Source organism: Archangium sp. Cb G35 (assembly GCF_001896145.1).
GTDB lineage: Bacteria > Myxococcota > Myxococcia > Myxococcales > Myxococcaceae > Archangium > Archangium violaceum.
The window spans coordinates 116,119-141,984 of sequence record NZ_MPOI01000010.1 but is presented as its reverse complement, the minus strand read 5'-3'; the positions used below and the strand labels follow the sequence as shown (position 1 = coordinate 141,984).

The window sequence follows — 25,866 nt, the reverse complement described above, 5'->3', positions numbered from 1 at the left end:
GTCCGCCGGAGGGCAGGCGGGTGGACGGACCGTATCCAGGAAGAGCCGTCACTCCGGATGTCCAGGAGACTCTGCCGGGTTGGAGCGCTTGCGGGGGGCGCTGGCTCGATTAGAATCCAGTCAACGTTCTCGGCGTCCGGTGGTTCGAGGCCACTTCGTTTCCTGGACATTTCCGCCAACGCCAGGAGCCGGGTGGTCGAAGGGCAAGCGTGCGAGGTTGCTTGCGCGGATTCAGGAAGGAACCAGGGTCCTTAATTTGCATCTGATGTACTCAGAAGCCGATAGGGTGGCAGGAAACCAGGAGCGGGATGGCGGGCGTACATCGGGGTACGTAGGCTGAGTGGAGAAACCGAACCCATGCTCGACGCCTTCATCATCGAGGAAATCAAGCGCCGGGAACGGAACCGGGAAGAGCGGGACCGTCCCGCCCTGGAGATCCCGCTTCCGGTGCCCGAGGAGCGCCCCAAGCGCAGGACCGACGCCGACGACGACGAGAAGCCGCAGCGCGGCGTCATCATCATCGATCTGCTCGCCTGAGCCGGTTCCGCTCTCGCGCTTCCGAGGCCCGCGGTGGACGTCCTGTCACGGGGACGGCCCACGCGGGCTTCGTGCTTTCTGGCCCCGGGGGACGCCTCACTCCGGCGCCAGCGGCAACAACTGGCGGGGGTGGTAGAGCGACCCGAGCGGCCCCGAGCCGTGGCCCATCGCCTCCAGCACGCCCTGCCGCCACTCGGATGGGATGGCGTCCTCGCCGTGGAGTGCACCCAGGAGTGCGCCAGCGACGGCCCCGTTCGAGTCCGTGTCCCCACCCCGGTTGATGATGTCCAGCATCCCGGCTTCGAAGCTGGGGGCGTGCAGCGCCTCCCAGTAGGCCAGCCGGAAGGCCACCCGCACATGGTCCTGCTTCCGGTGCATGTGCAGGTCCGGCCAGTAGAGCATCGGGTCATCCTGCTGGGCCGCGGCCAGGTCCTCCTTGAGGAAGGTGGTGGCGACCGTGACTTCCTGGACGTAGTCGGCGGCCGAGCGGCCGAGGATGGCACTGCCCACCGTCAGCCCGCTCATCGCGGCGGTGATGAGATCCTCCTTCTTCAACCGCTCGCCCGCGGTGAGGGCGTGCGCGATGGAGCCGTTGAAGGCGGCGCACGCCAGCTGACAGCGCGGATCGAAGTGCGTGAGCGCGGAGTCCGCGAGCGAGGCCTGGACGCGGGCCTGGGTGTCCTCGTGGAAGAAGACGCCGAGGGGAGCCGTGCGCGCCAGGCTGCCGTTGTGGGCCACGCGCCGCATCCCCTTCAGCCACATGCGCCGCCCGGCCGTCGCCTTGGGCAGGCCGGACTCGGCCACTTCCGTCAGCACCTCGGTCATGTACTCGCTCATGCCGGCGGCGTGTCCCTGCCAGGCGAGGTAGCGGCGCAGTTGCTGATCCGCGTCGTAGGTGCCCAGCTCGCGCAGGCCCACGCCCAGGCAGCTCGCCATCTGCCCGTTCTCGCCCACCTGGCCCTTGCGCAGCTCGAAGGGGCCGCCTCCCTTGAGCGTCCGGTGGGGGACGTCCGCCAGTTGGGGGAAGGGTGGGGCGGGGAGGAGCTTCCCCTTGAAGGTGACGCCGAGCGCATCTCCCACGGCGAGCCCCAGGAGCGCGCCTCGGCCACGCTGACTCGGGTAGGGGTCGGGTCCAGGGGTGATGGGTCGTCGTGGGGGCGGCATCTGGCGGTGAACGGGACTTCGGGGGGTCGACAGTGTAGCAGTCCTCCCTTCGAGCAGGCTTGCGAGGGCTGGAGGTGTCCTCTAGAACCCGGCGCCATGACCGAGATTGCTCAAATCGTGGCGCGTGAAGTGCTCGACTCCCGCGGCAACCCCACCGTGGAGGCCGAGGTTTTCCTGGCGGGCGGGGCCAAGGGCCGTGCGGCGGTACCCTCCGGTGCTTCCACCGGTGAGCACGAGGCGCTCGAGCTGCGGGACGGGGAGAAGGATCGCTACCTGGGCAAGGGCGTGCGCAAGGCCGTCTCCAACATCGTGGACACGATCGCCCCCGAGCTGGTGGGCATGGACGCGGCGGACCAGTTCGCGGTGGACCAGCAGATGCTGGAGATGGATGGTACGCCCACCAAGAGCAAGCTGGGCGCCAATGCCATCCTCGCGGTGTCCATGGCCACGGCGCGCGCGGCGGCGGATGCCTTCGGCCTTCCCTTCTACCGCTACATTGGCGGCGCCCAGGCCCGCACCCTGCCGGTGCCGCTGATGAACATCCTCAACGGCGGCGCCCATGCCGACACCCGCGTGGACGTGCAGGAGTTCATGGTGGTGCCCGCGGGCGCTCCCTCGTTCTCCGAGGGCCTGCGCTGGGGCGCCGAGGTCTTCCACGCGCTGAAGAAGATCCTCAAGGGCCGCAAGCTGGCCACCGGCGTGGGTGACGAGGGCGGTTATGCCCCGGACCTGCCGGCCAACGAGGAAGCCCTCAAGCTCATCATGGAGGCCATCTCCGCGGCGGGCTTCAAGGCCGGCGAGCAGATGTTCCTCGCGCTGGACGTGGCCGCCAGCGAGTTCTTCGACAAGGGCTCGAAGAAGTACCGCCTCAAGGGCGAGGGCAAGGAGTTCGACGGCAAGGGCATGCTGGACTACTACCAGCAGCTCGTGTCGCGCTACCCCATCGTCTCCATCGAGGACGGCATGGCCGAGGACGACTGGGAGGGTTGGAAGGGCCTCACCGACGCGCTCGGCGAGAAGATCCAGCTGGTGGGCGATGACCTCTTCGTCACCAACGTGGAGCGCCTGGGCCGCGGCATCCAGGGCGGCGTGGCCAACTCCATCCTGGTGAAGGTGAACCAGATTGGCAGCCTCACGGAGACCTTCGAGGCGGTGCGCATGGCCCACAAGGCCGGCTACACCTCGGTGATGAGCCACCGCTCGGGCGAGACCGAGGACACCACCATCGCGGACCTGGCCGTGGCGCTCGACTGCGGGCAGATCAAGACGGGCTCCGCGTCGCGCTCGGACCGCGTTGCCAAGTACAACCAGTTGCTGCGTATCGAGCAGGAGCTGGGCGCCGGTGCGCGTTACGCGGGCAAGCGGGCCATCAAGGGCCTGAAGTAAGGAAACGAGAGAGACGTGGCCGACAAGAAACCCCGCATCCTGGTCTCCAACGACGACGGCTACTTCTCCGAAGGCCTGCGTGCCCTGGTGGACGCGGTGAGCCCGCTGGGGGAGGTGTGGGTGGTGGCGCCGGACCGCGAGCAGAGCGCGGCCTCGCACGCCATCTCCCTCAACCGCCCCCTGCGCATCACCGAGATCCGGGAGCGCTGGTACTGCGTGGATGGGACCCCGGCGGACAGCGCTTATCTGGCGATCCATCACCTCATGAAGGATGATCGCCCCCGGATCATGGTGTCTGGCATCAATCACGGGGCCAACCTGGCCGACGACGTCAACTACTCGGGTACGGTGGCTGCTGCCCGGGAGGCGGCGCTGCTGGGCATCCCGTCCATTGCCTTCAGTCTGGTGTCACGCGCGCCGTTCGACTTCCAGCACGGGGCGCGTTTCGCCCGCTCGCTGGTGGCGGCGGCGATCGCCCAGCCCAAGCTGCCGGCCCGGATGCTGCTCAGCGTCAACATCCCCCGGGGCGAGCCCACGGGCTATGCCATCACCCGCCTGGGCCGTCACTCGTACGGCTACGACGTGGTGGAGAAGGAAGACCCGCGCGGCCGCAAGTACTACTGGATTGGCGGCAGCACCTACGAGCACGAGGACATCCCCGGCAGCGATTGCAACGCCGTGCACGATGAGCGCCGCATCTCGGTGACGCCCCTCAACTTCGAGCTCACCGACACCCAGGCCCTGGCGGCCCTGGAGGGTTGGAACCTCGAAGGCTTCCCACGCCGCGACGTGGGCAGGGGAGGCGACTGAGGTTGGCGGTGGCGGGCGCCAGTCCAGCGCGGGCAGCGGGGTTGCTGCTGCTCGCGCTGCTCGCCACCACCGGCTGCGCGGTGGCGCCGGGCGTCACCCGTCCTCCCATTGCCGCTGATTCCGCGCCTGTCTCCGAATCGCCCCCCCTGGAGCTCGGAGAGCTGCGCGAGCCCCACCCGGAGCCGGAGCTCGTCTCCGTCCGGCATACCGTGGCCCCGGGCGAGACGATGTACCGGATCTCCCGTACCTACGGCATCACCGTGGAGGAGCTGTCCGAGGCCAACGGCATCTCCGACCCGCGCACCCTCTCCGTTGGTCAGGAGCTGATCATCCCCGGCTTCGAGAAGCCGGTGCGGGTGGCCACCGAGTCCTCTCCCACGCCGGAGCCCGAGAGGGTTCGGCCGGTGCCTGGCGCGAAGCCTGCCGCGTCCGGGACTTCGGCCCCGGCCAGGCCTCCCGTCGTCGTCACCGCGCCGTCACGTCAGACGCCCCGGCCCACGACTCCTCCGGCGTCTTCCCGCCCGGTACCGGAGACGAAGGGGATGCTGGACTGGCCCCTGCGCGGGGTGCTGTACGCCCGCTTCGGGAAGAAGGGACGCGAGCCGCATGATGGCATCGACCTCGCGGCGCCCGCGGGCACGCCCGTGAAGACCGCCCAGGAAGGCTCCGTGCTGTACGCGGGCGAGCAGCGCGGCTACGGGCTCATCGTCATCGTCCAGCACTCGGAGCACCTCATCACGCTCTACGCGCACAACCGCGACCTGCGCGTGCGCACCGGCCAGAAGGTGCGGCGCGGCCAGGTCATCGCCACCGTGGGCGAGTCCGGCAAGACGAGCGGCCCCCAGCTCCACTTCGAGGTGCGTGTCGGCGGCAAGCCGGTGGATCCGCTCGACTATCTGGGGCCGTTGCCCTCGTCGTGACGCTCGCGGGCGGTCCCGGTTGCCCGGTGGGTGGACTCCCGTGGTAGGGGATCGCCCATGAGCTTGATCCACGCCGCGAAGATCGCCCTCGGTTCCCTGGTCTCGGAGCCCCATCCGCCGGCCCCGTCGAGGTCCGCTCTGGCGCCCCTGCCTCCCGCGCGGCAGGTGCTGCCGTCCGGTTTCCTGTTGGGCGCCGCCACCGCCAGCCACCAGGTGGAGGGGGGCAACGACAACGACTGGTCCGAGTGGGAGAAGGGCTCGTACCCGGACGGCAAGCCCCACATCAAGCACCAGGACGTGTCCGGGATGGCGTGCGACTCGTGGAACCGCTTCGCCGGTGACGTGGCGCTGCTGCGCGAGCTGGGGGCCAATGCCTACCGGCTGTCCCTGGAGTGGAGCCGGCTCGAGCCCGAGGAGGGCACGTGGAACGAGGCGGCGGCGGACCGCTACCTGGAGTGGATGCGGATGCTGCGCGCCCAGGGCATCCAGCCCATGGTGACGCTCAACCACTTCACCCTGCCGCGCTGGGTGGCCGCCCAGGGCGGGTGGGCCAATGAGAAGACGGTGGAGTGGATCACCGCCTATACCCGCCGGGTGGCCCGCAAGCTGGGCGCCGAGGTGGACCTGTGGTGCACCCTCAACGAGCCCAATGTGCTGATGGCGTTCGGCTACATGAAGGGCGAGTGGCCGCCGGGATTGCAGGACGGGAAGCTGGGGCTGCACGTGCTGGCGCGGCAGATCCGCGCCCACGCCCGCATGGCGCGGGAGCTGCGCGAGCACGACACGGTGGACGCGGATGGGGACGGCCACGCCACGCGGGTGGGCATCGCGCACCACGTGCGCATCTTCCAGCCAGCCACGCGCTCTCCCATGGATCGGGTGATGGCGGGCTTCACGGATCGCCTCTTCAACCAGTTGCTGGTGGACGTGAACCGCACGGGCCGCATCCAGATCTCCGTGCCGGGCATGGCGGACCTGGACGAGGCGGTGCCGGACCTGAAGGGCTCGTACGACTACCTGGGGCTCAACTACTACTCGCGGGACATGGTGCGCGCGGACTTCAAGAGCCCCACGCTGTCACGCCAGTACGTGGCCGAGGGACGGCCGGTGAACGATCTGGGCTGGGACATCTACCCCGAGGGCCTCTACCAGGCGCTCAAGCGCTACGGGCGGGCGGGCCTCCCCATCTACATCACCGAGAACGGCATGGCGGACGGGAAGGGTGATCGCCGGCCCGGCTTCCTGCGCGAGCACTTCGAGGCGGTGGTGCGCGCGGCCCACGAGGGCGTGGACGTGCGCGGCTACTTCCACTGGTCCCTCCTGGACAACTTCGAGTGGGCGGAGGGCTTCGAGCCGCGCTTCGGCCTGTTCCAGGTGGACTACAGCAGCCCGGACAGGACGCGGACGCCCACTCCGGCGGTGGCCACCTTCCAGGAGCTGGCGCGCGGCCTGGGACTCGACCCCCAGGCGCGCACGGACGACGCGGCCTAGTAGACGAAGTCCTGCTGGAAGGAGAAGCCCAGGCCCACGAAGGGGATGGCCTGGGACGTTTCCTGGCCAGCGCGGTAGCGGTGGCTCACGTGCCACGTCGCCGTGAGGAAGGCGGTGGGGTGGTTGAAGGAGGAGTAGCCTCCATCCTGGAAGGTGTAGGCGACGAGCGCGCCCAGCCGCATGTTGGAGTTGTTCGCGGCCTTCACGTCCTCGCCGGGCCGGAAGTTCTCCTCGTCGTAGAAGGGCAGGAGGTAGCGGAAGGTGGCGCCCAGCGTCAGCGGGCCGGCGAAGTAGACGAGGTTGACCTCCTCCGTGAGCATCAAACCGCGGCCGGGGAGCAGCGTGTCCGGGCCGGCGTCGTACCAGAGCGTGTCCCCGTTCCGCAGACGCATGTTGAAGTAGTCGAGCGTGACGACGTTCTGGAGGGCGACCGGACCGATCTGGGCCTGCAAGGTCGGCTGCAGCATGGCGTGCCAGCCGGTGGTGCCGTAGGTCTGTTGGGAGTCGGTGTTCGCGCGCTGCACCGCGTCGGAGTACTCATCCAGCGGGGAGCGGAAGGACTGGAGCATGCCGGCGGTGCCGAAGAAACCGTAGGCATCCACCACGGCCTTGAGGTTGAAGATGGCGATGGGCTGCCAATTCAACGTGGGCCCCACCGCTGTGTAGCAGGGGTTGAGACGCACCTGCCCGCCCAGCCCCAGGAAGGTGTCGCGCCAGAGGATGTCCTCGCTCTGACCCAGACGCTGCGTGTGGCTGACGCGCACTTTGTACTCGGCCACCGTCGGATTGACGCCACCGCCGATGAAGTGATCGAGGTTGAGCCGCCGCATGGGCATGCCGGTCAGCGGAGGCTCGGCGCGCGGAACCTCGGGGACGTCCCGGGTGGGGCTCTCGGCCAGCGAGTTGGATCCCAGGAGCAGCAGACCGCACAGCAGGGGACGGGCAGAGGCGGAGGAAGGCATGGGGCCCTCTTTCCTTCGTGGGGGGCTCCGGGGCATCGTGTGGACCGAAACGCGCCGGGGCCAGAATGATGGGGCCCCATGCTACATCAGGAATGAGGCGACCTTGGAAGCCACGGCCGCGGTGCTACCCAACGAGTCCAGACGGCTGGGCACGCTGGAGCAGCTCTATCTGACGTTCTTCTGGTTCTCCAGCAACGTGCACTGGGGAGCCATCCTCACCATCCTGGTGCAGTCCCAGGTGCTCGTCATGGTGGGGGACGAGTCCAAGGGGGCCGGGGTGGGGACGGCGATCGCCATCGGCTCCATCACCGGCATCCTCGTGCCGCCCCTGCTGGGTGCCTGGAGTGATCGGGTGCGGCTGCGCATGGGACGGCGGCGGCCCTTCATGGTGGTGGGCACGGCGCTCAACCTGGTGGCGCTGGTGGGGATGGCCACCTTCCCCTTCCTCAAGACGGACAGCTTGTGGGGCTTCACCGGCGCGTACTGGTTGTACGTGGGGGCCTACCTCATGGCCAACTTCGCCAACAACGTCGCCACGGCACCCTATACGGCCCTCATGCCGGACGTGGTGCACCCGGAGCAGCGCGGCTCCGTGGCCGGGTGGTACGGGCTGATGACGCTGCTCGGCAATGGCGTGGGCATGGGTCTCGCGAGCTCCATGGTGAGCCAGCAGGCCTCCCTGGGCGAGTTCCAGGGGCAGATCTACCGCGTCTATATGCTCATCGGCCTCATCCTGGTGGTGGGCGTGCTCGTCACCGTGCTGGGCACGCGCGAGCAGCCGCTCACCACCGAGCCCAAGCCCTTTGAATGGGGCTCGTTCCTGAAGGGCTTCGTGGCGCCGTTCGGAGCGCGGGACTTCCGCTGGGTGTTCCTCACCCGGATGCTGATGTCGATGGGTGTCTTCAGCGTCCAGAGCTTCCTCCTGTTCTACTTGAGGGACGTGGTGAAGGACTTCTCGGTGTTCGGCCGGCCGCTGGCCACGACGCCGGAGCTGGCCGTGCTGGGCGTGTTGGGCCTGCTGCTCCTGCTGGCCCTGCCCAGCACGGTGATCGCCGGAAAGCTCTCGGACCGGTATGGGCGCAAGCGCGTGGTCTACGTCGCCGGAGCCATCCAGGCGGTGGTGGCCGCGGGCTTCATCTTCAACGACAACTACCTGGCGGCGCTGTTCATCGGCGCCCTGTTCGGCGTGGGTTACGGGGCTTACGAGAGCGTCAACTGGGCGCTGGCCACGGACGTGCTGCCGGACATGGACGACGCGGCGAAGGACATGGGCATCTGGCACATGGCGTTGACGGTGCCGCAGCTCCTGGCCACCCCCGTCGCCGGGTGGTTGCTGGACACCTTCAATGCCTTCGGGAAGCAGGGCGGCCGGCCCACGATGGGCTACACCGTCATCTTCTCCGTGGCCATCCTCTACTTCGCGCTGGGCACCGTGTTCGTGGCCCGGGTGAAGAAGGCCCGCTGAGCACCGCTGGCCCGGCGCCCGGGCGGGCCGAGGGCGCACCGGGCGGGCAGGTGGGCCCATGCCGGGCCCGCTTCTCGCCGCCCCGGGCGGGCCGTCTGGTACTAGAGTGGCGCCCCGTGAGTCGCCTTCCGCCACTCCTGCTCGTCCTCCTGCTTGGCACGGCCTCTGGCGCGCAGCCGCCCTCCCCGGAGCCGGAGGCAGCGTCGCCCTCCGCGGAGCCCGCTCCCGAGGCCCCGGAGCCCGCTACCGTCCGCACCGTCATCCTCCTTTCCCTGGAGAGCAACGCGGACGCCCGGGAGCAGGCCGCGGGTGTGTCGTCGCTCCTCGTGAGCCGGCTCGCCGAGTCCTCCCGTCTCGCGGTGTCCACCGCGTCGGAGCAGGAGGCCGTCCGCCTCGCGGGCGTCTGCGCCGCGGGCCCTTGTCCCGAGGCCGCCCCCGGCACTCCCGGCTCCAGCAAGGCGCGCTACGTCATCACCGGCCGGCTCGACGGTTTCGGCTCCCGCTTCGTCCTCACCACCAGCCTGATGGACGCGGAGAGCGGACGCGCCCTGGGCCGGCCTCGTATCGAGGTCGCCGCGCGGGATGCCCTGCCTCGCGCCGCCGTGTCGGTCGCGGATCAACTGCTCGCCATGCTCATCCCGGAGTCCACGGAGCGCGAGATCGCCAAGGCGCCCACCGTCACGAAGGTCCCCGGATTGGGCTCCTTCCTCCTCGGCGTGCGGTTCAACAACAGCCTCATCTCCAACCTCTCCTCGTTCAACCCGGGTGGTGACGTGGAGATCGGCTTCCAGTTCCATCCCGAGTGGATCGTCTTCGGACAGGTGGGCCTCTCCTACGTGACGGCCCAGGACACGGGGCGCAAGGGCGGCCTCAACGTCCTGCCCAGCGTGCTCGGCCTGCGCCACTACCACAACGTCGAGAGCGCCTTGCGTCCGTACTGGGGGCTGGGCGTCGGCGTGCAGCTGTCCTTCGGCGAGTTCGGCATCTTCCGGCAGACCGGCCCACTGCCCACCGTCATCGGCTTCTTCGGCTGCGAGTACCTCATCGCCGGCCATCTCGGCATCCAACTCGAGGCCTCCACCAACATCGCCCAGGCCACGCTCGGCCTCTCCGATGGGGGACTGGGCAGCGGCCTCAACCTCGAACTCAACGCCGGCATCGCCTGGCATTTCTGAGCCTGGAGCTCCCCACATGCATCCGCGCTGGCGTGTCCTGTCCCTGCTTGCCCTCCTCGCCGCTGGTTGCGAGGACCGGCCCTCGCAGCCCTCTCCCAAGGATCAGGCCGAGGGCTACTACGTGAAGGGCAACACCGAGTACCTCCAGGGCAAGTTCGATGAGGCCCTGACCTCCTTCAACACGATGAAGGAGCTGTCCCCGGACGACCCCCGCCTGCCCGCGGCCATCGGCGAGGTCTACCTGTCCATGGGCCGCCTCAGCGAGGCCTCCACCCAGTTCGAGCTCGCCCTCCGGCGTGATTCCAAGCGCGCCACCAATTGGAGCCGGCTCGGCTTCATCCAGGCCCAGCTTGGCAAGAGCGACATGGCCCAGAGCTCACTGGGCAAGGCGCTCGCCCTGAACCCCAAGGACTTCAACGCCCTCGAGCAACTGGCGGAACTCCACGTCAAGCGCGGCGAGAAGGACGCCGCCGTGAAGCACTTCGTCCTCGCGGCCGAGGCGATCCCCGATGCCAGCAAGGCGCCCCTCGTGCTGCGCGCCGTCGACGTGCTCACGGAAGACGGGCGCCACGCCGAGGCCCTGCTGCTCCTGGGCGAGTGGACGGGGAAGGGCGTGCGGACTCCCGAGTTGCTCACCGCGCTCGGCGACGAGCAGGTGCGGGCGGGCGAGCTGCTCCGCGCCGCGGCGTCCTATCGCGATGCCGCTGCCGCGTCTCCCAAGGATCCCACGCTGTGGGAGCTCGTCGGGGAGATCTACTCGAAGCTGGAGAAGCCCCAGGAGGCGCTCGCGGCCTACCGCGAGTCCCTGCGCGTGAAGGAGCGCGCCATCGTCCATGTGGCCATCGCGCGCCTCCACCTGAGCCGCAATGACCGCAAGGCCGCCGAGGAGGAGCTGGGGCGTGCGCTCGAGACCGTCTCCGGCTCGGACATCCACGAGCTCACCGAGCTGGCGGCGCTGCTCTCCACCTTCGACCGCAAGCCGGACGCCCTGCGCATCCTCACCAACTTGAGCGCCGAGCCGGACCACTCCAAGGACCTGGACCTACAGCTGCGCACCGCCACCCTGGCCCAGGAGCTGAAGGACGAGGCCACCGTTCGCACGGTGTGTGAACGGATCGCCAAGAATGGCGTGAAGCTCAAGAAGTGCCCCTGAGCAACGACCGGAGCGGAAAAGTGCGGCACGCCCATCCGGCGCATTCCACTTGTCGCCGGCGACAAGTGAAAAAGGGGAGGGCGATTCCACTTCTCATCGATGAGAAGTGAAACGAGGCGGGCGCATTCCACTTGTCGCCGGCGACAAGTGAAACGCAACAGGCCCATTCCACTTCTCACCGATGAGAAGTGAAACGGGCCTGGGACATTCCACTTCTCACCGATGAGAAGTGAAACGGGGGCTAGTGCTTTACTCCCGGCAGCTTGCGGTACACGCCGACCACCTGGCCGAGGATCATCGTCGAGCGGAAGTCCGCCTTGCTCACGTAGATGGGCTGCATGGTGGCGTTGGCCGGCTGGAAGCGGATGCGCTCGCCCTCCGGGTAGTAGCGCTTCACCGTGGCCTCGTCCTCGATGAGCGCCACCACGATGTCCCCGGCCTGGGCCTGCGGCGTCTTCCGGACGAAGAGGTAGTCCCCGTCGAAGATGCCGTCGTCGATCATCGAGTTGCCCTTCACTCGGAGCGCGAAGACCTCGCGTCCCTGACCGCCCAGCAGGAAGCTGTCGATCCGGACCGAGTCTTCCACGTTTTCCTGGGCCAGCAACGGAGCGCCGGCCGCCACCTTGCCCAGCAGGGGGATCTCGATGAGGCCTGACTCCTTCCTCGCTCCCAGGCCGAGCAACAGCCGCGCCCGCTTGGTGGGTACCAGCGACCGGCTCTGCTGCTCGCCCCGGTTGAGGTAGCCCTTGCGCTCGAGCGCCTTGAGGTGATCGTTCACCCCGTTGGTCGAGCGGATGTCCATCTCCTCGCCAATCTCCCGGATGGTCGGCGGGAAACCCCGCGACTCCGTCTCCTTGACGATGAAGGCCAGGATTTCCCGCTGGCGTTCAGTCAGCTCTTCCATGCCTCGCTCCCTCGTCTGGTGGGCAACCCACCGGCGCAACAAACTTTCAGTACCGTCATGCTCCCTGAACATACGTATAGAGTCAATTCGTTCAAGGATGAGCACGCACAATCCGTGTGTGCCCGCCGGTTCCGAACAGGTGCTGGGGTCGTCCCCCTTCTGCGCGTAGACTTCCAGACACCTTGTCCGAGCCCCGACATACCCTCCTGTTGGTCGACGACGAGCCCGACGTCATCGATCTCCTCGTGCGCATGTTCCAGAAGCGCTACCAGGTGCTCTCGGCCAATTCCGGACCCGAGGCCCTGGGACTGCTGCGGCAGCACCGCGTGGACCTGCTCATCACCGACCAGCGCATGCCGGAGATGACGGGCATCGAGCTGGTGGCCGCCGCGCGTTCCGAGGGCATCGATGTCACGGCCATTCTCCTCACCGGCTACACGGATCCCGAGGACATCATCGCCGCCATCAACCGCGGCCAGGTGTACCGCTACATCACCAAGCCCTGGGATCTGAACGACCTGGTCATCACCGTGAAGAACGCGGTGGAGTACACCCAGTTGCGGCGGGACAAGGAGCGGCTGCTGCGCCAGCTCCACCAGCGGGTGGAAGCGCTCGGCGTCCTCTACGAGGTGAGCCGCGCCAGTGCCGGCGAGCCGCTCGGCTATGACGCCATCATCGATCGCGTGCTCACCGCGGTGTCGCGCGTGCTGCCATACGACTGTGGCGCGGCCCTCATCGCGGTGGGGTGGGATCGCACGGCCACCCTGCGCCTGCGCTGCCAGGGCACCGTCGTCGGGGAGCAATCCCTGCTGGGCGTGAAGGAGTCCATGCTGGCCGCGTGGGGCCAGCGCTCGGGGCTGGTGCTGCCCGAGGACCGGGTCATCACGCACGTGACGGGCACCACCTCGCAGGACGCCGCCGCCCCGGCCACCTGGGCCAGCCAGCTCACCGTCGCCCTCACGGTCGGGGGCCGCCCCGTGGGCCTGCTGTCGCTCTTCTCCCAGCGCTCCCACGTCTACTCCGAGGAGGATGGCGCGCTGCTCGACACGCTCGCCAACCAGACGGCGGATGCCATCCAGTCCCTGCGCGCCTCCGAGGAGGCCTCGCGCCAGCGGATCGATCGCATGGTCGAGTCCATGGCGGATGGCGTCATCCTCACCGACGAGAAGAATGAAATCGTCGTGCTCAACCCCGCCGCGCGCCGCCTGCTCGTGCTGGGGGAGGGGCCCGCCGCCCCGGATGCCAGCAAGCGGCTGCGCGAGAAGCTCGGGTTCGATCCCTTCGAGCTGGTGCGCGGCTGGGAGTACGGCGGCGCCCAGGTGCTGCGCGAGGAGCTGAAGCTCGACGAGCGCACCATCCACACCACCGTCACCCCGGTGAACGACGCACGCGGGGTGCTGCGCGGCGTGTGCGTGGTGCTGCGCGACGTCACCGAGCAGAAGCAGCTCGAGGAGCGCAAGGACGAGTTCGTCCACATGGTGAGCCACGAGCTGCGCACGCCGCTCACCTCCATCTCCGGCTCGTTGGACCTGGTGCTCAACTTCCTGGCCAGCGACATGAACGAGAAGCAGCGCCGCTATCTGATGCTGGCGCGCGACTCGACGGAGAAGCTCAACGCCATCGTGGATGACCTGCTGGACCTGGCCAAGTTCGCCAAGGGCCGGCTGCGGATGAACTTCGAGTGGACGTACGTGGACGAGCAGGTGCGCCGCGCGGTGGAGAAGTACGGCCCCGCTTTCCTGGAGCGGCGCATCAAGGTGTCCGCCGGCCTGCCGCAGCACGGTCTGCGGGCGCTGGCGGATCCCAACCGGCTCACCCAGGTGCTCAACAACCTGCTCACCAACGCCGCCAAGTTCACCCCCGAGGGCGGGGAGGTGCGGCTGGAGCTCAAGGCCACCTCGGCGGTGCCCGGCTACGTGGCGCTCACGTGCTGGAACAGCGGCGAGCCCATCGCCGAGGAGAACCTGGAGCGCATCTTCGATCGCTTCGAGCAGGCGCGCACCCAGGCCAACCGCACCGTGCGGGGCACCGGACTGGGTCTGGCCATCTGCCGCAACATCGTGGAGGCCCACGCCGGCCACATCTGGTGCGAGCCCTGCCACGACGGTGTGCGCTTCGTGGTGGTGCTGCCCGTGGAGCCGCCCGGCGAGTACCTGCGGCCGGACGGCCTGGACTTCACCCAGAAGCACAACCCCGAGCGGCGGGGCAGTCTGGTGCTCGCCGAGTTCGAGCCGGACATCGGCTACATCACCAAGGCCCTGCTGCGAGCGCGCGGTTACGAGGTGCGTCTGGCCCCCACCGCCGAGGAGTGCCTCACCCAGGCGCGCGCCCACCGCCCGGATGCCCTGCTGGTGGATGCGCGGCTGCCCGTCATCGACGGCCTGCGCCTGGCGGAGATCCTCCGGCATGATCCGGACACGCGGCAGCTGCCGTTGCTGCTCTTCTCCGCCTTCGACGAGCGTCAGCGCGCCTTCCGGGCCGGGGCGGATGCCTTCCTGCCCATGCCGCTGCAGTCCGACCGGCTGCTGGCCACCGTGGACTCGCTGGTGCGCGGCAGTGCCGGCCAGCACCACGGGCGCGTGCTGGTGGTGGACGACGACGAGAAGGTGGGCGTCATCTGCCGCGAGGTGCTGGTGAGCCACGGCTACGAGGTGCAGGTGGCCTCCTCGCTGGAGGAGGCGCACCGGGCCCTGCGCGAGCGCCGCCCGGACGTGCTGCTGCTGGACGTGCAGTTGCCCGACGGGGACGGCTACCACTTCCTCTCGGAGCTCAAGGCCGAGCGCGCCAGCGGCTACATCTCCGTCATCTTCATCTCCGCCCACTCCGAGACGAGCGCCAAGGTGCGCGCCCTCAAGCTGGGCGCGGATGACTACCTCACCAAGCCCTTCGACGCGCTGGAATTGGGCGCGCGCGTGGAGATGGTGCTGCGCCGCAAGGAGCAGGAGCTGGGCGCCTCGCCCACCACGCAACTGCCCGGCTCGGGTGCCATCGAGCGCGAGGTGCAGCGCCGGCTCGCCGAGCGCCGGCCCTTCGCCTTCTGCTACCTCGACCTGGACAACCTCAAGGCCTACAACGACTACTACGGCTTCGCGAAGGCCGACGGCGTCATCCGCCAGACGGGAGATCTGCTGCGCGAGGTGTTCGGCCAGGACGGCCTGCCCGGGGACTTCCTCGGCCACGTGGCGGGGGACGACTTCGTCTTCGTCACCTCCCCGGACAGCGTGGACCGCATCTGCCAGCGTGCCATCGAGGCCTTCGATCGCATCATCCCGCTCTACTACGACAAGCAGGATCGCGAGCACGGCTACATCGAGACGGATGACCGCTACGGGGACAAGCGCAAGTTCCCCATCATGAGCGTGTCCGTGGTGGCGGTGCTGAGCGACGGGCTGACCAGCGATCATGCCGAGCTGGCGCGGCAGGCCGCGGACATGAAGAAGCGCGCCAAGGCCATTCAAGGTTCCGTCTACCTGCGCAGTGATCGGGAGCTGGCGGTCATCCGGACGGCCACGGGATGAGGCTCTACCAGCAACTCATCCTCTTCATGCTCGCGGCCAGCGTGTTGCCCCTGGCCGCGGTGGGCTTCCTGCTGCTGTCGCGCGCGGAGGCGGCGCTGGCCGGGAGGATCCTCTCCGAGCAGCGCGTCATCGCGGAGACCACCGCCGAGAGCGCTTCCTCGGAGCTGATGAAGACGGTGGATGCGCTGGCCCGCTCGGCGGAGCTCTTCAACTGGGAGAGCATCACCCCCGAGGAGTTCCAGGGCGGGCTCCAGCTGCTCTACGGGCAGTCTCCCGCCGTCAGCGCGGTGCTGCACCTGGATGCGCAGGGCGTCCCGCGCGGCCCACCTGTGTATCAGGCCGCCGGCGACAGCGAGCACCCGGGCTTCGAGCCCTCCGCGACGCAGGCGCTCGCCCGGGCGGTGCCGGTGCAGACGCTGCGCCGTGGCAACAAGGGACAGGCCGCCCTGGGCCGCGTCTACGCGCACGCCCTCAGTGGGCGGGCGGCCGTGGCGGTGGCGGTGAAGCTGGGGGATGGGGAGGATGCTCCCTTCGCGCTCGCCGAGGTCGTCCTCTCCGACCTGGAGGCCCTGTTGGCGCGGCGTGCGCTGGGCAATCCGGGGTACATCCACCTGGTGGACACCACGGCCGGGCGCATCCTGGCCAGCTCCCTGTCGGAGCGCCGCCTCCAGCCGCTGGAGCCCGCGTTGGCCGCCCGGCTCGCCGAGGAAGACACGCAGGTGCGTGGCTTCCGGGTGGACGCTCCCGCCATCTGGGTGAGCGCCGCACGGGTTCCCAAGGTGCCCGGTTTCGAGGTGGTGGTGGCCGTGGACGAGGACGTCGCCCTGGCTCCGGTGCGCGGCATGCGCCGCACGGTGCTGCTGTCCATCGGGGCCGCCTTCGTGGTGCTGCTCGGCCTGGGCGCGCTCTTCACGCGCCGGCTCAACCTCCGCCTGTCCCGGGTGGTGGCGGGCGCCGAGGCCTTCGGGCGCGGCGAGCTGGAGCGGCGTGTCACCGTGGATGGCGAGGACGAGCTCAGCGAGCTGGCCTCCACCTTCAACCGCATGGGCTCCGAGCTGGAGGCCGCGCGCACCCGGATGCTGCGCTGGAACGATGACCTCAAGCTCCGCGTGGACGAAGCCACCTCCGAGCTGAAGGCCGCCCAGGTCCAGCTGCTCGAGGCCCAGAAGCTCGCGGCCGTGGGGCAGCTCGGCGCCGGTGTGGCCCATGAGATCAACAACCCCCTGGCCGGCATCCTGGGCAACACCCAGTTGCTGATGCTCGAGCGCGACGAGAAGGATCCCGACTTCGAGACGCTGCGGAAGATCGAGCTGAGCGCCAAGCGCTGCAAGGAGATCACCCAGAACCTGCTGCGCTTCTCCCAGCAGCGGGCGAAGCCGGAGCTGCGCGCGGTGGACCTCAACGCCGTCCTGCGCGATGCGCTCTCGCTCACGGAGCATCAGCTCAAGGGGGAGGGGATTGCCCTCGACACGGAGCTGGCCTCCCCCCAGGCGAAGGTGAAGGCGGATCCGGGGCACCTGTCCCAGGTGGTGCTGGCCCTGGTGTCCAACGCGCGCACCGCGATGATGAAGTCGGGGGCGAAGCGGCTCACCCTGCGCACCGGAGAGCGGGACGGGCGGGGCTTCTTCGAGGTGGAGGACACCGGCAAGGGCATCGCCCCCGAGCACCGCTCGCGCATCTTCGAGCCCTTCTTCACCACCAAGGACGTCTGGTCCAACGTGGGCCTGGGGCTTTCCGTGGCCTGGCGGGTGGTCAGCGAGGCGGGCGGCACCATCGATGTGCGCACGGAGGTGGGGCAGGGCACCTGTTTCACCGTTTGGTTGCCGAAGGCGTGAGCCCCGGGCCCCGCCTGAGGTAGCTTGGGGGTTGTATGGACGCCCCCCGCTCCCCCCGGCGCAGTGCGCCCTTCCTCCTGGGACTCCTCGCCATCCTGGCGGCGCTGCCGCTGGGCTATTTCCTCTTCCTCCATCAGCCTCCCGCTCCCGCCCCCGCGCCCGTGGTGGAGGCCCCACCACCACCCGTGGCCCCGCCGCCCGAGGCCCCGCCGGAGGCGCGCCCGTTGGAGCTCAAGCTGGAGGAGAGCCGCGGCACGGTGGAGGTGCGCCGGGGCGGCGGCGAATGGCGCACCGCCAGCGTGGGCGAGGCCCTGCATCCCTCGGACGCGGTGCGCACCCGGGAAGGCGCCTACGCCGTCATCATCGGCGGCGAGGCCGTGGAGGTCCGCATGGAGGCCGGTGCCGAGGTGTCCGTGGAGGTCCTCACCCACTCGCTCACCCGCTTCCTGCTCAACAACGGTATGACGACGGCCCGCGTCGACACGGGGTCGGGTCAGACCTTCGAGATGAAGGCCGCTGGCAGCGACGCCGAGGCCCGCACCGAGGGCGGTACCTTCACCATGAACAACAACGGCGCGGGCACCGTGTCCCTGGCCACCCGCAAGGGCGAGGTCACCTTCAGCGGTCAGCGCAAGGTCGTCATCGTCCGCGCCGGCCAGCAGTCCATCATCCGCCCCGGCCGCGCGCCCGCGGAGCCCACCCCCATCCCCACCAGCCTCCTGCTCAAGGTGAACTGGCCCGCCCACCCGCGGCGCAAGGTCGTCGTCTCCGGGCAGACGGACCCCGGCAATCAGGTGCGGGTGGGGGGTCGGCTCGTCCCCACCGACGAGGAGGGCCGCTTCTCCCAGGTCCTGCCTCTCCAGGAAGGTCAGAACTCCCTCAAGGTGGACGCGCTCTCCGTGGGCGGCCTGCGCCAGGAGGAGGCGCGCGATTTCAACCTGGATACCACCCCGCCCTCGGTCAAAGTGGACCCGGGGATATGGGATGACCCGGGGGCCAAGGGCCCATGAGGGCAGGCGGACAGACGAGCGCCTCGATGTCCGGCCTCCCGGCCTCTGATTTGCACTGTCTCAAGAGCTGAGAGTCGTCCCAGTACCAAGGGCAATCCCGGGTGAAAGCCAGGGTGCGCAAAGCCGTGGGGCCCGAAGTGCGGCCGGCCATGGTTGCCGTGGGAACTGGCGCCATGCGTGGCGCTTGGGGGGCTGTGCCCGGGAGTGTCCTTGGGAGGGATGGGTCCATCTCCCCCGATGTGCAACCGAGGTCCGCCACGATGTCGCGAACGCTCATCCCCCTCCTGTGTCTGCTCCCCGCGCTGGCACTGGGCCAGCCCACGGCACCGCTGACGGGCAGGACGCAGGTGGTCAACGACGGACCCGGGGATCAGACGGATCCCCATGTGAGCGGGGCGCTGGTCGCCTACACCCACCAGAGCAGCCTCAGCAGCAGTGAGATCCGCTACCACGATCTGCTCACGGGCGAGGATCGGGCCATCCCCACCGAGGGGGGTTATGACGCCCTGGCCGACATCAGCGGCAACACGATCGTCTTCACCCGCACCACCGACGCCGGCCGCATCTTCCGCTTCGACGTGGGCGCGGACGGTGGCGCGCGGGAGCTCGCCCCACGTTCCGGTGCGGAGCGGCGCGCGGCCACCCTGGGTGGCCGGACGGTGGCCTGGCAGGAACTGGGCTACACCGCCGAGTCCCTCCCGCCGGAGATCTTTGCCTACCGCCTGGACACGCTCGCGCTCACCCGGCTGACGGAGGACACGAGCATGGATCGCTCGCCCGCCGTCAGCGCGGATGGCCGGGTGGTGGTGTGGACCCGGTGCGCCACCAGCGTCGACGGGTGTGACCTCTGGGCGGCCCGTGAGGTGGAGGGAGGCTACGAGGTCTCCCAGCTCACCGGGCCGGAGGGCGAGGAGTCCCTGCCCGACACCAACGGCGAGGTGGTGGCGTACGTGACGCGTTCCCTGGTCGAGGGCGTGTTGGAGTCGGACATCGCCTGGCAGCCGGTGGGTGGGGGCGAGGTCCATCGCCTCGCGCTCCCGGGCACGGACACCAACCCCAACGTGAGCGGTCCGCTCATCGCCTTCGAGCGGCGGGATGCGTCCAGCGCGACGCCCAACTTCGATGTCGTGCTGTACGACCTGCGCACGCAGACGTATTACCGCCTCACCGAGACGCCGGAGAGCGAGACGCTCAGCGACATCAGCATGGACGCGGAGGGGCTGGTGCGGGTGGTGTGGACGGTGCGGCAGGGCGGCAACCTCAACGTCCACTCCTACGTGTTCCGCCTGCCGGCCGATTGCACGCGCACCCCCATCAAGGACACCGCCGCTGTGTGCGCCTCGCCCGGTACGCGGTCGCTGCTGGGCTCGCTGGTGGTGAGCCGCTCCGAGGGGGCGCCGGAGGTGGTCTCCACGGAGTTCGAGAGCACGGGCACCGGTGTGCTCTGTGTGGACAACGGTTTCGAGGCGTCGCCGGCCTCCGCGGGCTGGGTGTGGCTGGGCGTGGGCCTGCATGTGGGGCCGGATGAGATCCGGGAGGACGTCACGAGTCTGGCCCGCAGGGTGCCGCTCCAGGGCCGGCTCGCGCTGTCCGCCCAGGTGGCGGGTAGTCCCGGCAGTGCGTTCCGGGTGCGTCTCTACGGAGAGATGACCTGTGACATCGGGCCGCGGGAGGAGACGTCCCAGGAGCCGGAGGCGCGCTACGGCCAGCTCGTTCCCGCCCAGGTGGAATCCAGGCCCGAGGCGGTTGGCTTCACGCGGTACTTCGTCCCCAGCGGCTACGAGGGGAAGCACATCCGGGGCGGTGACTCCGAGACGGGTGGGACACCGGCCGCCGCGCCGCCGGAGGAGGTGCGTGTGGGCTGTGGTGCGGCGGGCGGCCCCGTGGTTCTGCTCGGGGTGTGGATGTTCGCCTCGTTGCTGCTCCGGGACAGGCGGGGCACCCGGGCGCGGAGCCTTGTCGTGTCGCGGCGATAGAATTTCAGGCACGGCAAGGTCGCTGATAAATTACCAACACTCTGAACTGTATCCTCCCAGTGTTGCTGCTCGTCGCCTCGGCGGCAGCGGCGGACACACTCGACATCCTGGGTCCGTCCGCGCCCGTCCCACCCGATGGGTTTCCCATCGCCCTGGTGCGACGGGATGGAACGGGTGCGCCCGTGCCGGCGCGGGGACTCTCCGTGTCGGCGAGCGGAGCCGGGTTGCGGCCCGGGCCCGAGCAGGAGCCCCTGCGGACGTTCGTCGTCGTCCCGGAGCCGGGAGCGAGGGAGGTGCGGGTGACCGCCGAGGGGGCGGGGCTGAGGGCCGAGGCGCGGTACGTGCTGGGTCCGCCGGCCACCCAGGTGTCACTCACGGTGGAGCCTCCCGCGCCCGTGAAGGGGCGGGACAAGGAAGCGCGGCTCACGGTGCGGATGCTCCAGCCGGATGGCACGCCGGATGACACCGGGGCACCTCCCGTGCTGCGCGCCAACGTGGGCCGGGTGGAGGAGTTGGAGCGCACGGGGCCCGGGACGTGGCGGGCTCGCTATGTGCTGCCCGACACGCGCTACCCGGAGGTGGCCATCCTGGTGGCGCTCTCGGCCTGGCCCCACCCCCAGTCCATCTACGGTGCCTACGGCAAGGTGCTGGTGCCGCTCGCCGCCTCGGTGGAGTTGCCGGGCCGCTCCGAGCCCAACGCGGATCTCTCCGCCACCATCGCCGGGACGGCCTTCGGGCCGGTGAAGGTCGCGCCGGACGGGCGCTTCCGGCTGCCCGTCGTCGTTCCTCCCGGGCACAGCGTCGCGCAGCTTCGCGTGGTGGACGCGGCGGGCAACATGCGGCGCTCGAAGATGGATCTGGCGCTGCCTCCCACGGATGGGCTGGCGTGTGTCCTCAATCCGCAACGGCTCCCGGCGGATGGCATGTCGCGGGCGCGCATGCTGTGCGCCACCAGCGACGCCTATGGCCGGCCGGTGCAGGACGCGCGGGTGAAAGCCTCGGTCCGCCGTGGCGCCCTGCGCGGGCCCACGCGCGCCGCGGGTGGCCTGCTCGAGTGGATCTACACCGCCCCGAGCACCCCGTCGGCGGAGCCGGAGCGGCTGGTGGCCACGTGGCCGGAGCGGGGCGCCAGCTCGCGCGAGGAGATTCCGCTCTGGCTCGCGCAGGGGCCGGTGGCGAGCGCCGCCCTGTCGCTGCCCGAGACGGTGGTGCACCTCGGCTCGACGGTGGCCGTCACCGTCACCACGCGGGATGCCTCCGGCCAGCCGAGAGCCGGGGCCGTGGTGGTGCCCCGGTCCTCCGTGGGCACGTTCAGTCCGCCTCGCGAGGAAGCCCCGGGCGTGTCCGGCAGTGCGTGGACGCTGCCAACGGGCGGCGCGCCGGGTGAGACGGTGGTGGCGGTGCACGCGTATGGCCCGCCAGGCACGGAGCCGGCGCGTCTGCGTGTCTGGGCGGAAGGCGGCGTCCTGTCCGCGGGCGTGACGGATCTGGCCGGCCTGCCGGTGCCGGGGCAGCCGCTGCGCGTGGGCGGCGAGGAGCGGGTGACGGGCGAGGACGGGACGGTGGTGCTTGGCCCCGTGCGACCGGGCCGGGTGGAGGTGGTGCACGGCCTGTGGCCCGGCCTCCGGGAGACGGTGCACGTGGTGGTGGAAGGCGGGCCGGTGTTTCCGCTGGAGCGGCCCCTCGCCCACGCCCGGGTGGAGCAGACGGTGCGGCTCGCGCCTCCCGTGCCGGTGAACGTGCGGTTGAAGGTGGAGGGCCCGCGCGTCACGTTCTGGATGGAGGACGCGTCGGGCCGGGTGTTGCAGGGCCGCGAAGCCCACGTGTCGCTGTCCGCCGGTCAGCGCGGCGACATCGAGGTGAAGGACGGACGCGGCAGCTTCCGGGTGACGCATGAGGGGCCGGTGAGTGTCTCGGTGGCGGACGTGGCCACCGGCGTCACCGCGCTCGCCGAGGTGCGGCCTTGAGCCGGGCCGCGTGGGCACTGTGCCTGGGTTTCCTCCTGCTGCCGGGCGCGGTGCGCGCCCAGTTGGCGAGGGCGGAGTCTCCGGAGCTGGCGGCGGCCATCACCGGGCGGGTGTGCCGTGACCTGGACGCGGATGGCCGGTGTTCTCCCGAGGAGCCGGGTCTGGCCCATGTCCGGCTGGTGCTGGCCACGGGCCGTGAGGTGCGCACGGACGCACGGGGCCGCTACCACTTCGCCGAGGTGGACGCGCGCGGGCCCGATACGACGGGCGGAGTGCACCTGCGGCCCGGCCGGCAGCGCCTGAAGGTGGATGCGCGCTCGCTGCCGCCCGACAGCGTGGCCACTCCCGAGGCCGTTACGGTGGAGGTGCCGTGGGCCGCCGTGGTGCTGCAGGACTTCGCGGTGCGTGCCCTGCCCGAGTCCACGTCTTCGCTGGCGCTCGCCTATGACACGACGCCTCCCTCCGCGGCGGCGGTGCCGGGCGGGGTGGACTTCGTCGTGGCGGGACATGCCTCGCCGGGAGACGAGGTGATGGTGGGCGGCCTCCAGGCGGAGGTGGACGCGCGTGGCGACTGGCGTGCGCGCGTCCGGCTCGTGCCCGGGGAGAACGTGCTGTCCATCACCGCCTTCGGGACGGAGTCCACCCTGCGCCTCTTCCGTCAGCGCATCGACGTGGTGTCGCGCGAGGGCGGCCTGCTCGTCATTCCTCGCGAGGCCGAGCCGGCGGGAGTGCTGCGGCTGCCGGGCAGCAGGGACGAGCCACCGGCGAGTGGCCCCTCCTCGTTGATGGCCGAGTTCCCCGCGGGCACGCGCGTGCGCTCGTCACGGGGTGAGGTGACGGTGGGGCCCGAGGGGTCCGTGCTGGTCCCGCTGGAGCTCGTCCCGGGCCGCAACCAGGTGGCGCTGGAAGTGCAGCCACCCGGCGAGCCGGCCCGCACAGTGGCGATCCAACTGGAGGCGGTGTCCCGGCCCTTCGCGGTGGGGTTGCTGGACGTGGAAGCCACGTTCTCGCCGTCCACGGGGGACTTCCGGCTGCGAGGGCGTGGCGCTGCCCATGGTGAGGCGCGCCTGGGGCCCTTGTCGCTGGTGGGGGAGTTGGATCTGCGGGACACCGACGTGGACCTGCTGCGGGATCGGCCGGTGGCGGACTGGCTGCGTCCTCGCATTCCACGGCTGGACCGGGCGCCAGATCCAGACCAGGCCATCGCCGAGTGGGGAGACACCTCCGTGGGCCTCACGCCCAACCCCGCCGAGAGCCGGCTGCGGCTGGAGGTGCGCCACGAGCGTTTCGGCCGGGTGGGCCTGGGGACGTACCGGGCCTATCAGTCGGAAGGGGAGGTGGGCCGCTACCACCGGCCGCTGTTCGGTCCCTTCGCGGAGCTGGAGGCGGAATGGGGCTCGCTGCGCGCGGGCGTGAATGCCTTCGCCGGTGGGCTGGCGGATCCCACGCGCATGCTCGCCGCCCTGCCCGCGTACGAGGAGCTGCGGAGCACCGGCGGCAGCCTCTACTACCTGGGCTCGTCGCCGGTGGCGGAGGGCTCGGAGTTGGTGCGCGTGGAGTTGCGCGACGGCCTCACCGGGCTGCCGCTCGCCGAGCGCCACCTCATCCGGGGCCGGGACTACGACATCGACTACACGGCGGGCCGCATCCTGCTCGCGCGGCCGTTGTCCCTCATCGCCGGCGAGCCGTTGCTACGGGCGGATCCGTTCACGGCGGCGCCGGAGCCCGTCCTCACCGTGCAGTACGCCGCGTTGCAGTCGGGTTCCCCGGCGGATGCCGCGGGAGGCGAGGCGTGGACGGAGTGGCGGGGCGGGCGGGTGTCCGTGTCCGCCGTGCGCGAGCAGCGCGAGGGGTCTCCCTTCCTGCTCCTCTCCGGGCACGCGCGCACCACGCTGGGCGGTTACACGCTCATGGCCGAGGTGGCGCGGAGCCGGGGCTCGGCGGTGATGGCGGATCGGTTCGGCGTCTCGGACGATGGCGGCCTCAGCTTCCTGCGGCCAGACGAGGACGAGCCGGCGGGTGGCGGGGACGCGCTGGGGCTGCGCCTGCGCGGGCCGGGCCTCTTCGGCACGGGCTCCGTGGACGCGGCCTTCCGCCGGCGGACCCAGGGGTTCTCCGATGGGACGCATGCGGACACCGGGTCCTTCCGCCAGTTCTCCTTGCGCGCCGTGCAGCCGTTGGGGCCCTGGCGGCTCACGCTGCTCGGGGATGATCGGCTCTCGGTGGATCCGCGGCGGCCCTTCGCGGAGGGGCTGTTGGGGGCGCGGACATTGGGCGTGGGGTGGGGCTACACCGGAGAGCGCTGGGGCGTGGAGCTGAGCCTCCGGGACTCCCTCCTGCGCGCCAGCGAGGTGCCCGGCGAGGGGGCGCTGCTCGAGGGCGGGCGCACGTCCGCGGGGCTGCAGGGCCACTTCGTGGTGAATGACTGGCTGCGCGTGTCGGCCGGCCACCGTCAGACGCTCCACCAGCGTGGCACGGGGCCGGGCAACGTGGATGACAGCTTCTCCTCCGCGGGCGTGGACGTGAAGGTGGGCGAGGAGGGGATGGTGGGCGTGCGTGGCGGCTGGGGTCCCCAGCTGGGCCCGCTGGCCTGGGTCCAGGGCACGTGGCGCCGGGGCCAGGACGTCTATTACGGCAGCCACTCGGTGGACGTGGACGGGCCGGACTTCGGCGCCAGCCGCGCGGTGAGCGGGGCGAGCACGGAGCTGGGGGATGGGACGCGCCTCTTCGTGGAGGACGTGGCCTCGCACGATGCCAACGCCGTGCGTCTGGCACGGGCGGTGGGCTTCCAGCAGACCGTCTTCGGCGCGTTGAACGTGGGCGCCCGCTACGAGCGGGGTCTGCGCCATCCCCTGGAGCTGCCGGGCTCGCTGCGGCGCGACGTGGCGAGCCTTTCCGGGCAGCTCCTGTTGGAGCGCTTCCGGGCCGATGGGCGCATGGAGCTGCGCTTCGAGAGCGGTACGCCCGTGCGCGGCTCGACGGAGCCGGTGGATCGCATCCAGGCGGTGATGGCGCTGGCCTCGGAGGCGGTGCTGCGCGAGGACCTGTCGCTCTCGATGCGGATGAACTACGGCCGCACGTACCAGCGGGAGAGCAGGGAGGCCGAGGCCCGCCTGCTCGAGGGCTATGCGGCGCTCGCCTGGAGACCCGGCCCCTTCCTGCTGGTGGCGCGCTACGGCCTCACCCGCGAGCTGCTACCCGGTGAGCGCTCCATCTTCGGAGAACGTGGCCAGCAGATAATTTCACTGCTGCCGGCGGTGCGCCTGGGAGATCGCTTCGCGCTCGCTGCGGGGTTGCATGCGAGCCGCAGTACCTACGACGATTCTGCGATATGGGTTCTCACCGGATCGTTGCGCCCGTCGGTCCGGGTGGTGGGGGGGCTGGAAATCGCGGTGGAGGCCGCGGGGCGGTCGGTCGCACCCGAGGGAGAATCGTTGGGTTCGCTACGCGGCGAGGTGGCGTACCGGGTGGACGAACGGCTGCGGGTGGCGGCGGGTTATACGCTGCTGGGGTTCACCGGGACGGGCTTGCCGAAGGAGGCAAATGATGGGACCGACAGGCTCTATCTTCGGGCGGAGCTGGCGTACTAGGTG

Annotated in this window: 17 protein-coding genes and 1 riboswitch; of the genes, 14 read left to right on the top strand and 3 right to left on the bottom strand. The window is 70.2% G+C overall.

What is annotated here, in order from left to right; genetic code table 11:
- Positions 1-357: 357 nt before the first annotated feature.
- Positions 358-537 (top strand): hypothetical protein, encoded by a 180-nt coding sequence (locus BO221_RS29100; RefSeq protein WP_073563908.1) that lies wholly within the window; start codon positions 358-360, stop codon positions 535-537.
- 96 nt (positions 538-633) lie between these two features.
- Here the strand turns inward: BO221_RS29100 and BO221_RS29095 are convergent, their stop codons facing one another.
- Positions 634-1,701 (bottom strand): ADP-ribosylglycohydrolase family protein, encoded by a 1,068-nt coding sequence (locus BO221_RS29095; protein ID WP_073563906.1) that lies wholly within the window; start codon positions 1,699-1,701, stop codon positions 634-636.
- A 96-nt stretch (positions 1,702-1,797) separates the two neighbouring features.
- Between BO221_RS29095 and eno the strand changes: the two genes are divergently transcribed.
- From eno to BO221_RS29075, 4 genes are read left to right on the top strand one after another with little or no spacing between them, the layout of a single operon-like run.
- On the top strand, positions 1,798-3,087 hold the full coding sequence (eno, locus tag BO221_RS29090; RefSeq protein WP_073563904.1) for a phosphopyruvate hydratase: 1,290 nt from the start codon (positions 1,798-1,800) through the stop codon (positions 3,085-3,087).
- Between the two features lie 15 nt (positions 3,088-3,102).
- Positions 3,103-3,897 carry a 5'/3'-nucleotidase SurE gene (gene surE / locus BO221_RS29085; protein ID WP_073563903.1) on the top strand — a complete coding sequence of 265 codons (795 nt, stop codon included), beginning with the start codon at positions 3,103-3,105 and terminating at the stop codon, positions 3,895-3,897.
- An 8-nt stretch (positions 3,898-3,905) separates the two neighbouring features.
- Positions 3,906-4,817 carry a M23 family metallopeptidase gene (locus tag BO221_RS29080; protein WP_083681595.1) on the top strand — a complete coding sequence of 304 codons (912 nt, stop codon included), beginning with the start codon at positions 3,906-3,908 and terminating at the stop codon, positions 4,815-4,817.
- Between the two features lie 57 nt (positions 4,818-4,874).
- A complete protein-coding gene (locus BO221_RS29075) occupies positions 4,875-6,308 on the top strand; it encodes a glycoside hydrolase family 1 protein (RefSeq protein ID WP_083681488.1) in 1,434 nt (477 codons plus the stop codon).
- On the opposite strand, the gene BO221_RS29070 is transcribed toward BO221_RS29075, so the two are convergent.
- On the bottom strand, positions 6,305-7,270 hold the full coding sequence (locus BO221_RS29070) for a hypothetical protein (protein ID WP_073563901.1): 966 nt from the start codon (positions 7,268-7,270) through the stop codon (positions 6,305-6,307). The genes BO221_RS29075 and BO221_RS29070 overlap by 4 nt on opposite strands.
- A gap of 103 nt (positions 7,271-7,373) precedes the next feature.
- Here BO221_RS29070 and BO221_RS29065 point away from each other — a divergent pair, with 103 nt between their 5' ends.
- The 3 genes from BO221_RS29065 to BO221_RS29055 all read left to right on the top strand — a co-directional run bounded on the left by BO221_RS29065 (position 7,374) and on the right by BO221_RS29055 (position 11,063).
- Positions 7,374-8,735: an MFS transporter gene (locus tag BO221_RS29065; protein WP_158079928.1), complete on the top strand. Its 1,362-nt coding sequence runs from the start codon at positions 7,374-7,376 to the stop codon at positions 8,733-8,735.
- A gap of 116 nt (positions 8,736-8,851) precedes the next feature.
- A complete protein-coding gene (locus BO221_RS29060; protein WP_198956204.1) occupies positions 8,852-9,910 on the top strand; it encodes a hypothetical protein in 1,059 nt (352 codons plus the stop codon).
- Positions 9,911-9,926: 16 nt separating this feature from the next.
- The gene (locus BO221_RS29055; RefSeq protein ID WP_073563899.1) at positions 9,927-11,063 is read left to right on the top strand and encodes a lipopolysaccharide assembly protein LapB; all 1,137 of its coding nucleotides are present in this window, start codon (positions 9,927-9,929) and stop codon (positions 11,061-11,063) included.
- A gap of 241 nt (positions 11,064-11,304) precedes the next feature.
- Here BO221_RS29055 and lexA read toward each other — a convergent pair whose 3' ends face one another.
- Complete coding sequence (gene lexA, locus BO221_RS29050; RefSeq protein ID WP_043408269.1) at positions 11,305-11,967, bottom strand: transcriptional repressor LexA; 663 nt, start codon at positions 11,965-11,967, stop codon at positions 11,305-11,307.
- Between the two features lie 182 nt (positions 11,968-12,149).
- Between lexA and BO221_RS29045 the strand changes: the two genes are divergently transcribed.
- From BO221_RS29045 to BO221_RS29020, 6 genes are all read left to right on the top strand, one after another.
- Positions 12,150-15,485 (top strand): response regulator, encoded by a 3,336-nt coding sequence (locus BO221_RS29045; protein WP_073563898.1) that lies wholly within the window; start codon positions 12,150-12,152, stop codon positions 15,483-15,485.
- Positions 15,482-17,320 carry a sensor histidine kinase gene (locus tag BO221_RS29040; protein WP_073563896.1) on the top strand — a complete coding sequence of 613 codons (1,839 nt, stop codon included), beginning with the start codon at positions 15,482-15,484 and terminating at the stop codon, positions 17,318-17,320. The genes BO221_RS29045 and BO221_RS29040 overlap by 4 nt, the downstream gene beginning before the upstream one ends.
- Positions 17,321-17,355: 35 nt before the next feature.
- Positions 17,356-18,330, top strand: a complete 975-nt coding sequence (locus BO221_RS29035; protein WP_073563895.1) for a hypothetical protein — start codon at positions 17,356-17,358, stop codon at positions 18,328-18,330.
- An 80-nt stretch (positions 18,331-18,410) separates the two neighbouring features.
- Positions 18,411-18,491: riboswitch (cyclic di-GMP riboswitch) on the top strand.
- A 99-nt stretch (positions 18,492-18,590) separates the two neighbouring features.
- The gene (locus BO221_RS29030) at positions 18,591-20,306 is read left to right on the top strand and encodes a hypothetical protein (protein WP_233166300.1); all 1,716 of its coding nucleotides are present in this window, start codon (positions 18,591-18,593) and stop codon (positions 20,304-20,306) included.
- 62 nt (positions 20,307-20,368) lie between these two features.
- Positions 20,369-22,273: a hypothetical protein gene (locus BO221_RS29025; RefSeq protein ID WP_073564376.1), complete on the top strand. Its 1,905-nt coding sequence runs from the start codon at positions 20,369-20,371 to the stop codon at positions 22,271-22,273.
- Positions 22,270-25,863 carry a flagellar motor protein gene (locus BO221_RS29020; RefSeq protein WP_073563893.1) on the top strand — a complete coding sequence of 1,198 codons (3,594 nt, stop codon included), beginning with the start codon at positions 22,270-22,272 and terminating at the stop codon, positions 25,861-25,863. The genes BO221_RS29025 and BO221_RS29020 overlap by 4 nt, the downstream gene beginning before the upstream one ends.
- The last annotated feature ends 3 nt before the right edge of the window (positions 25,864-25,866 follow it).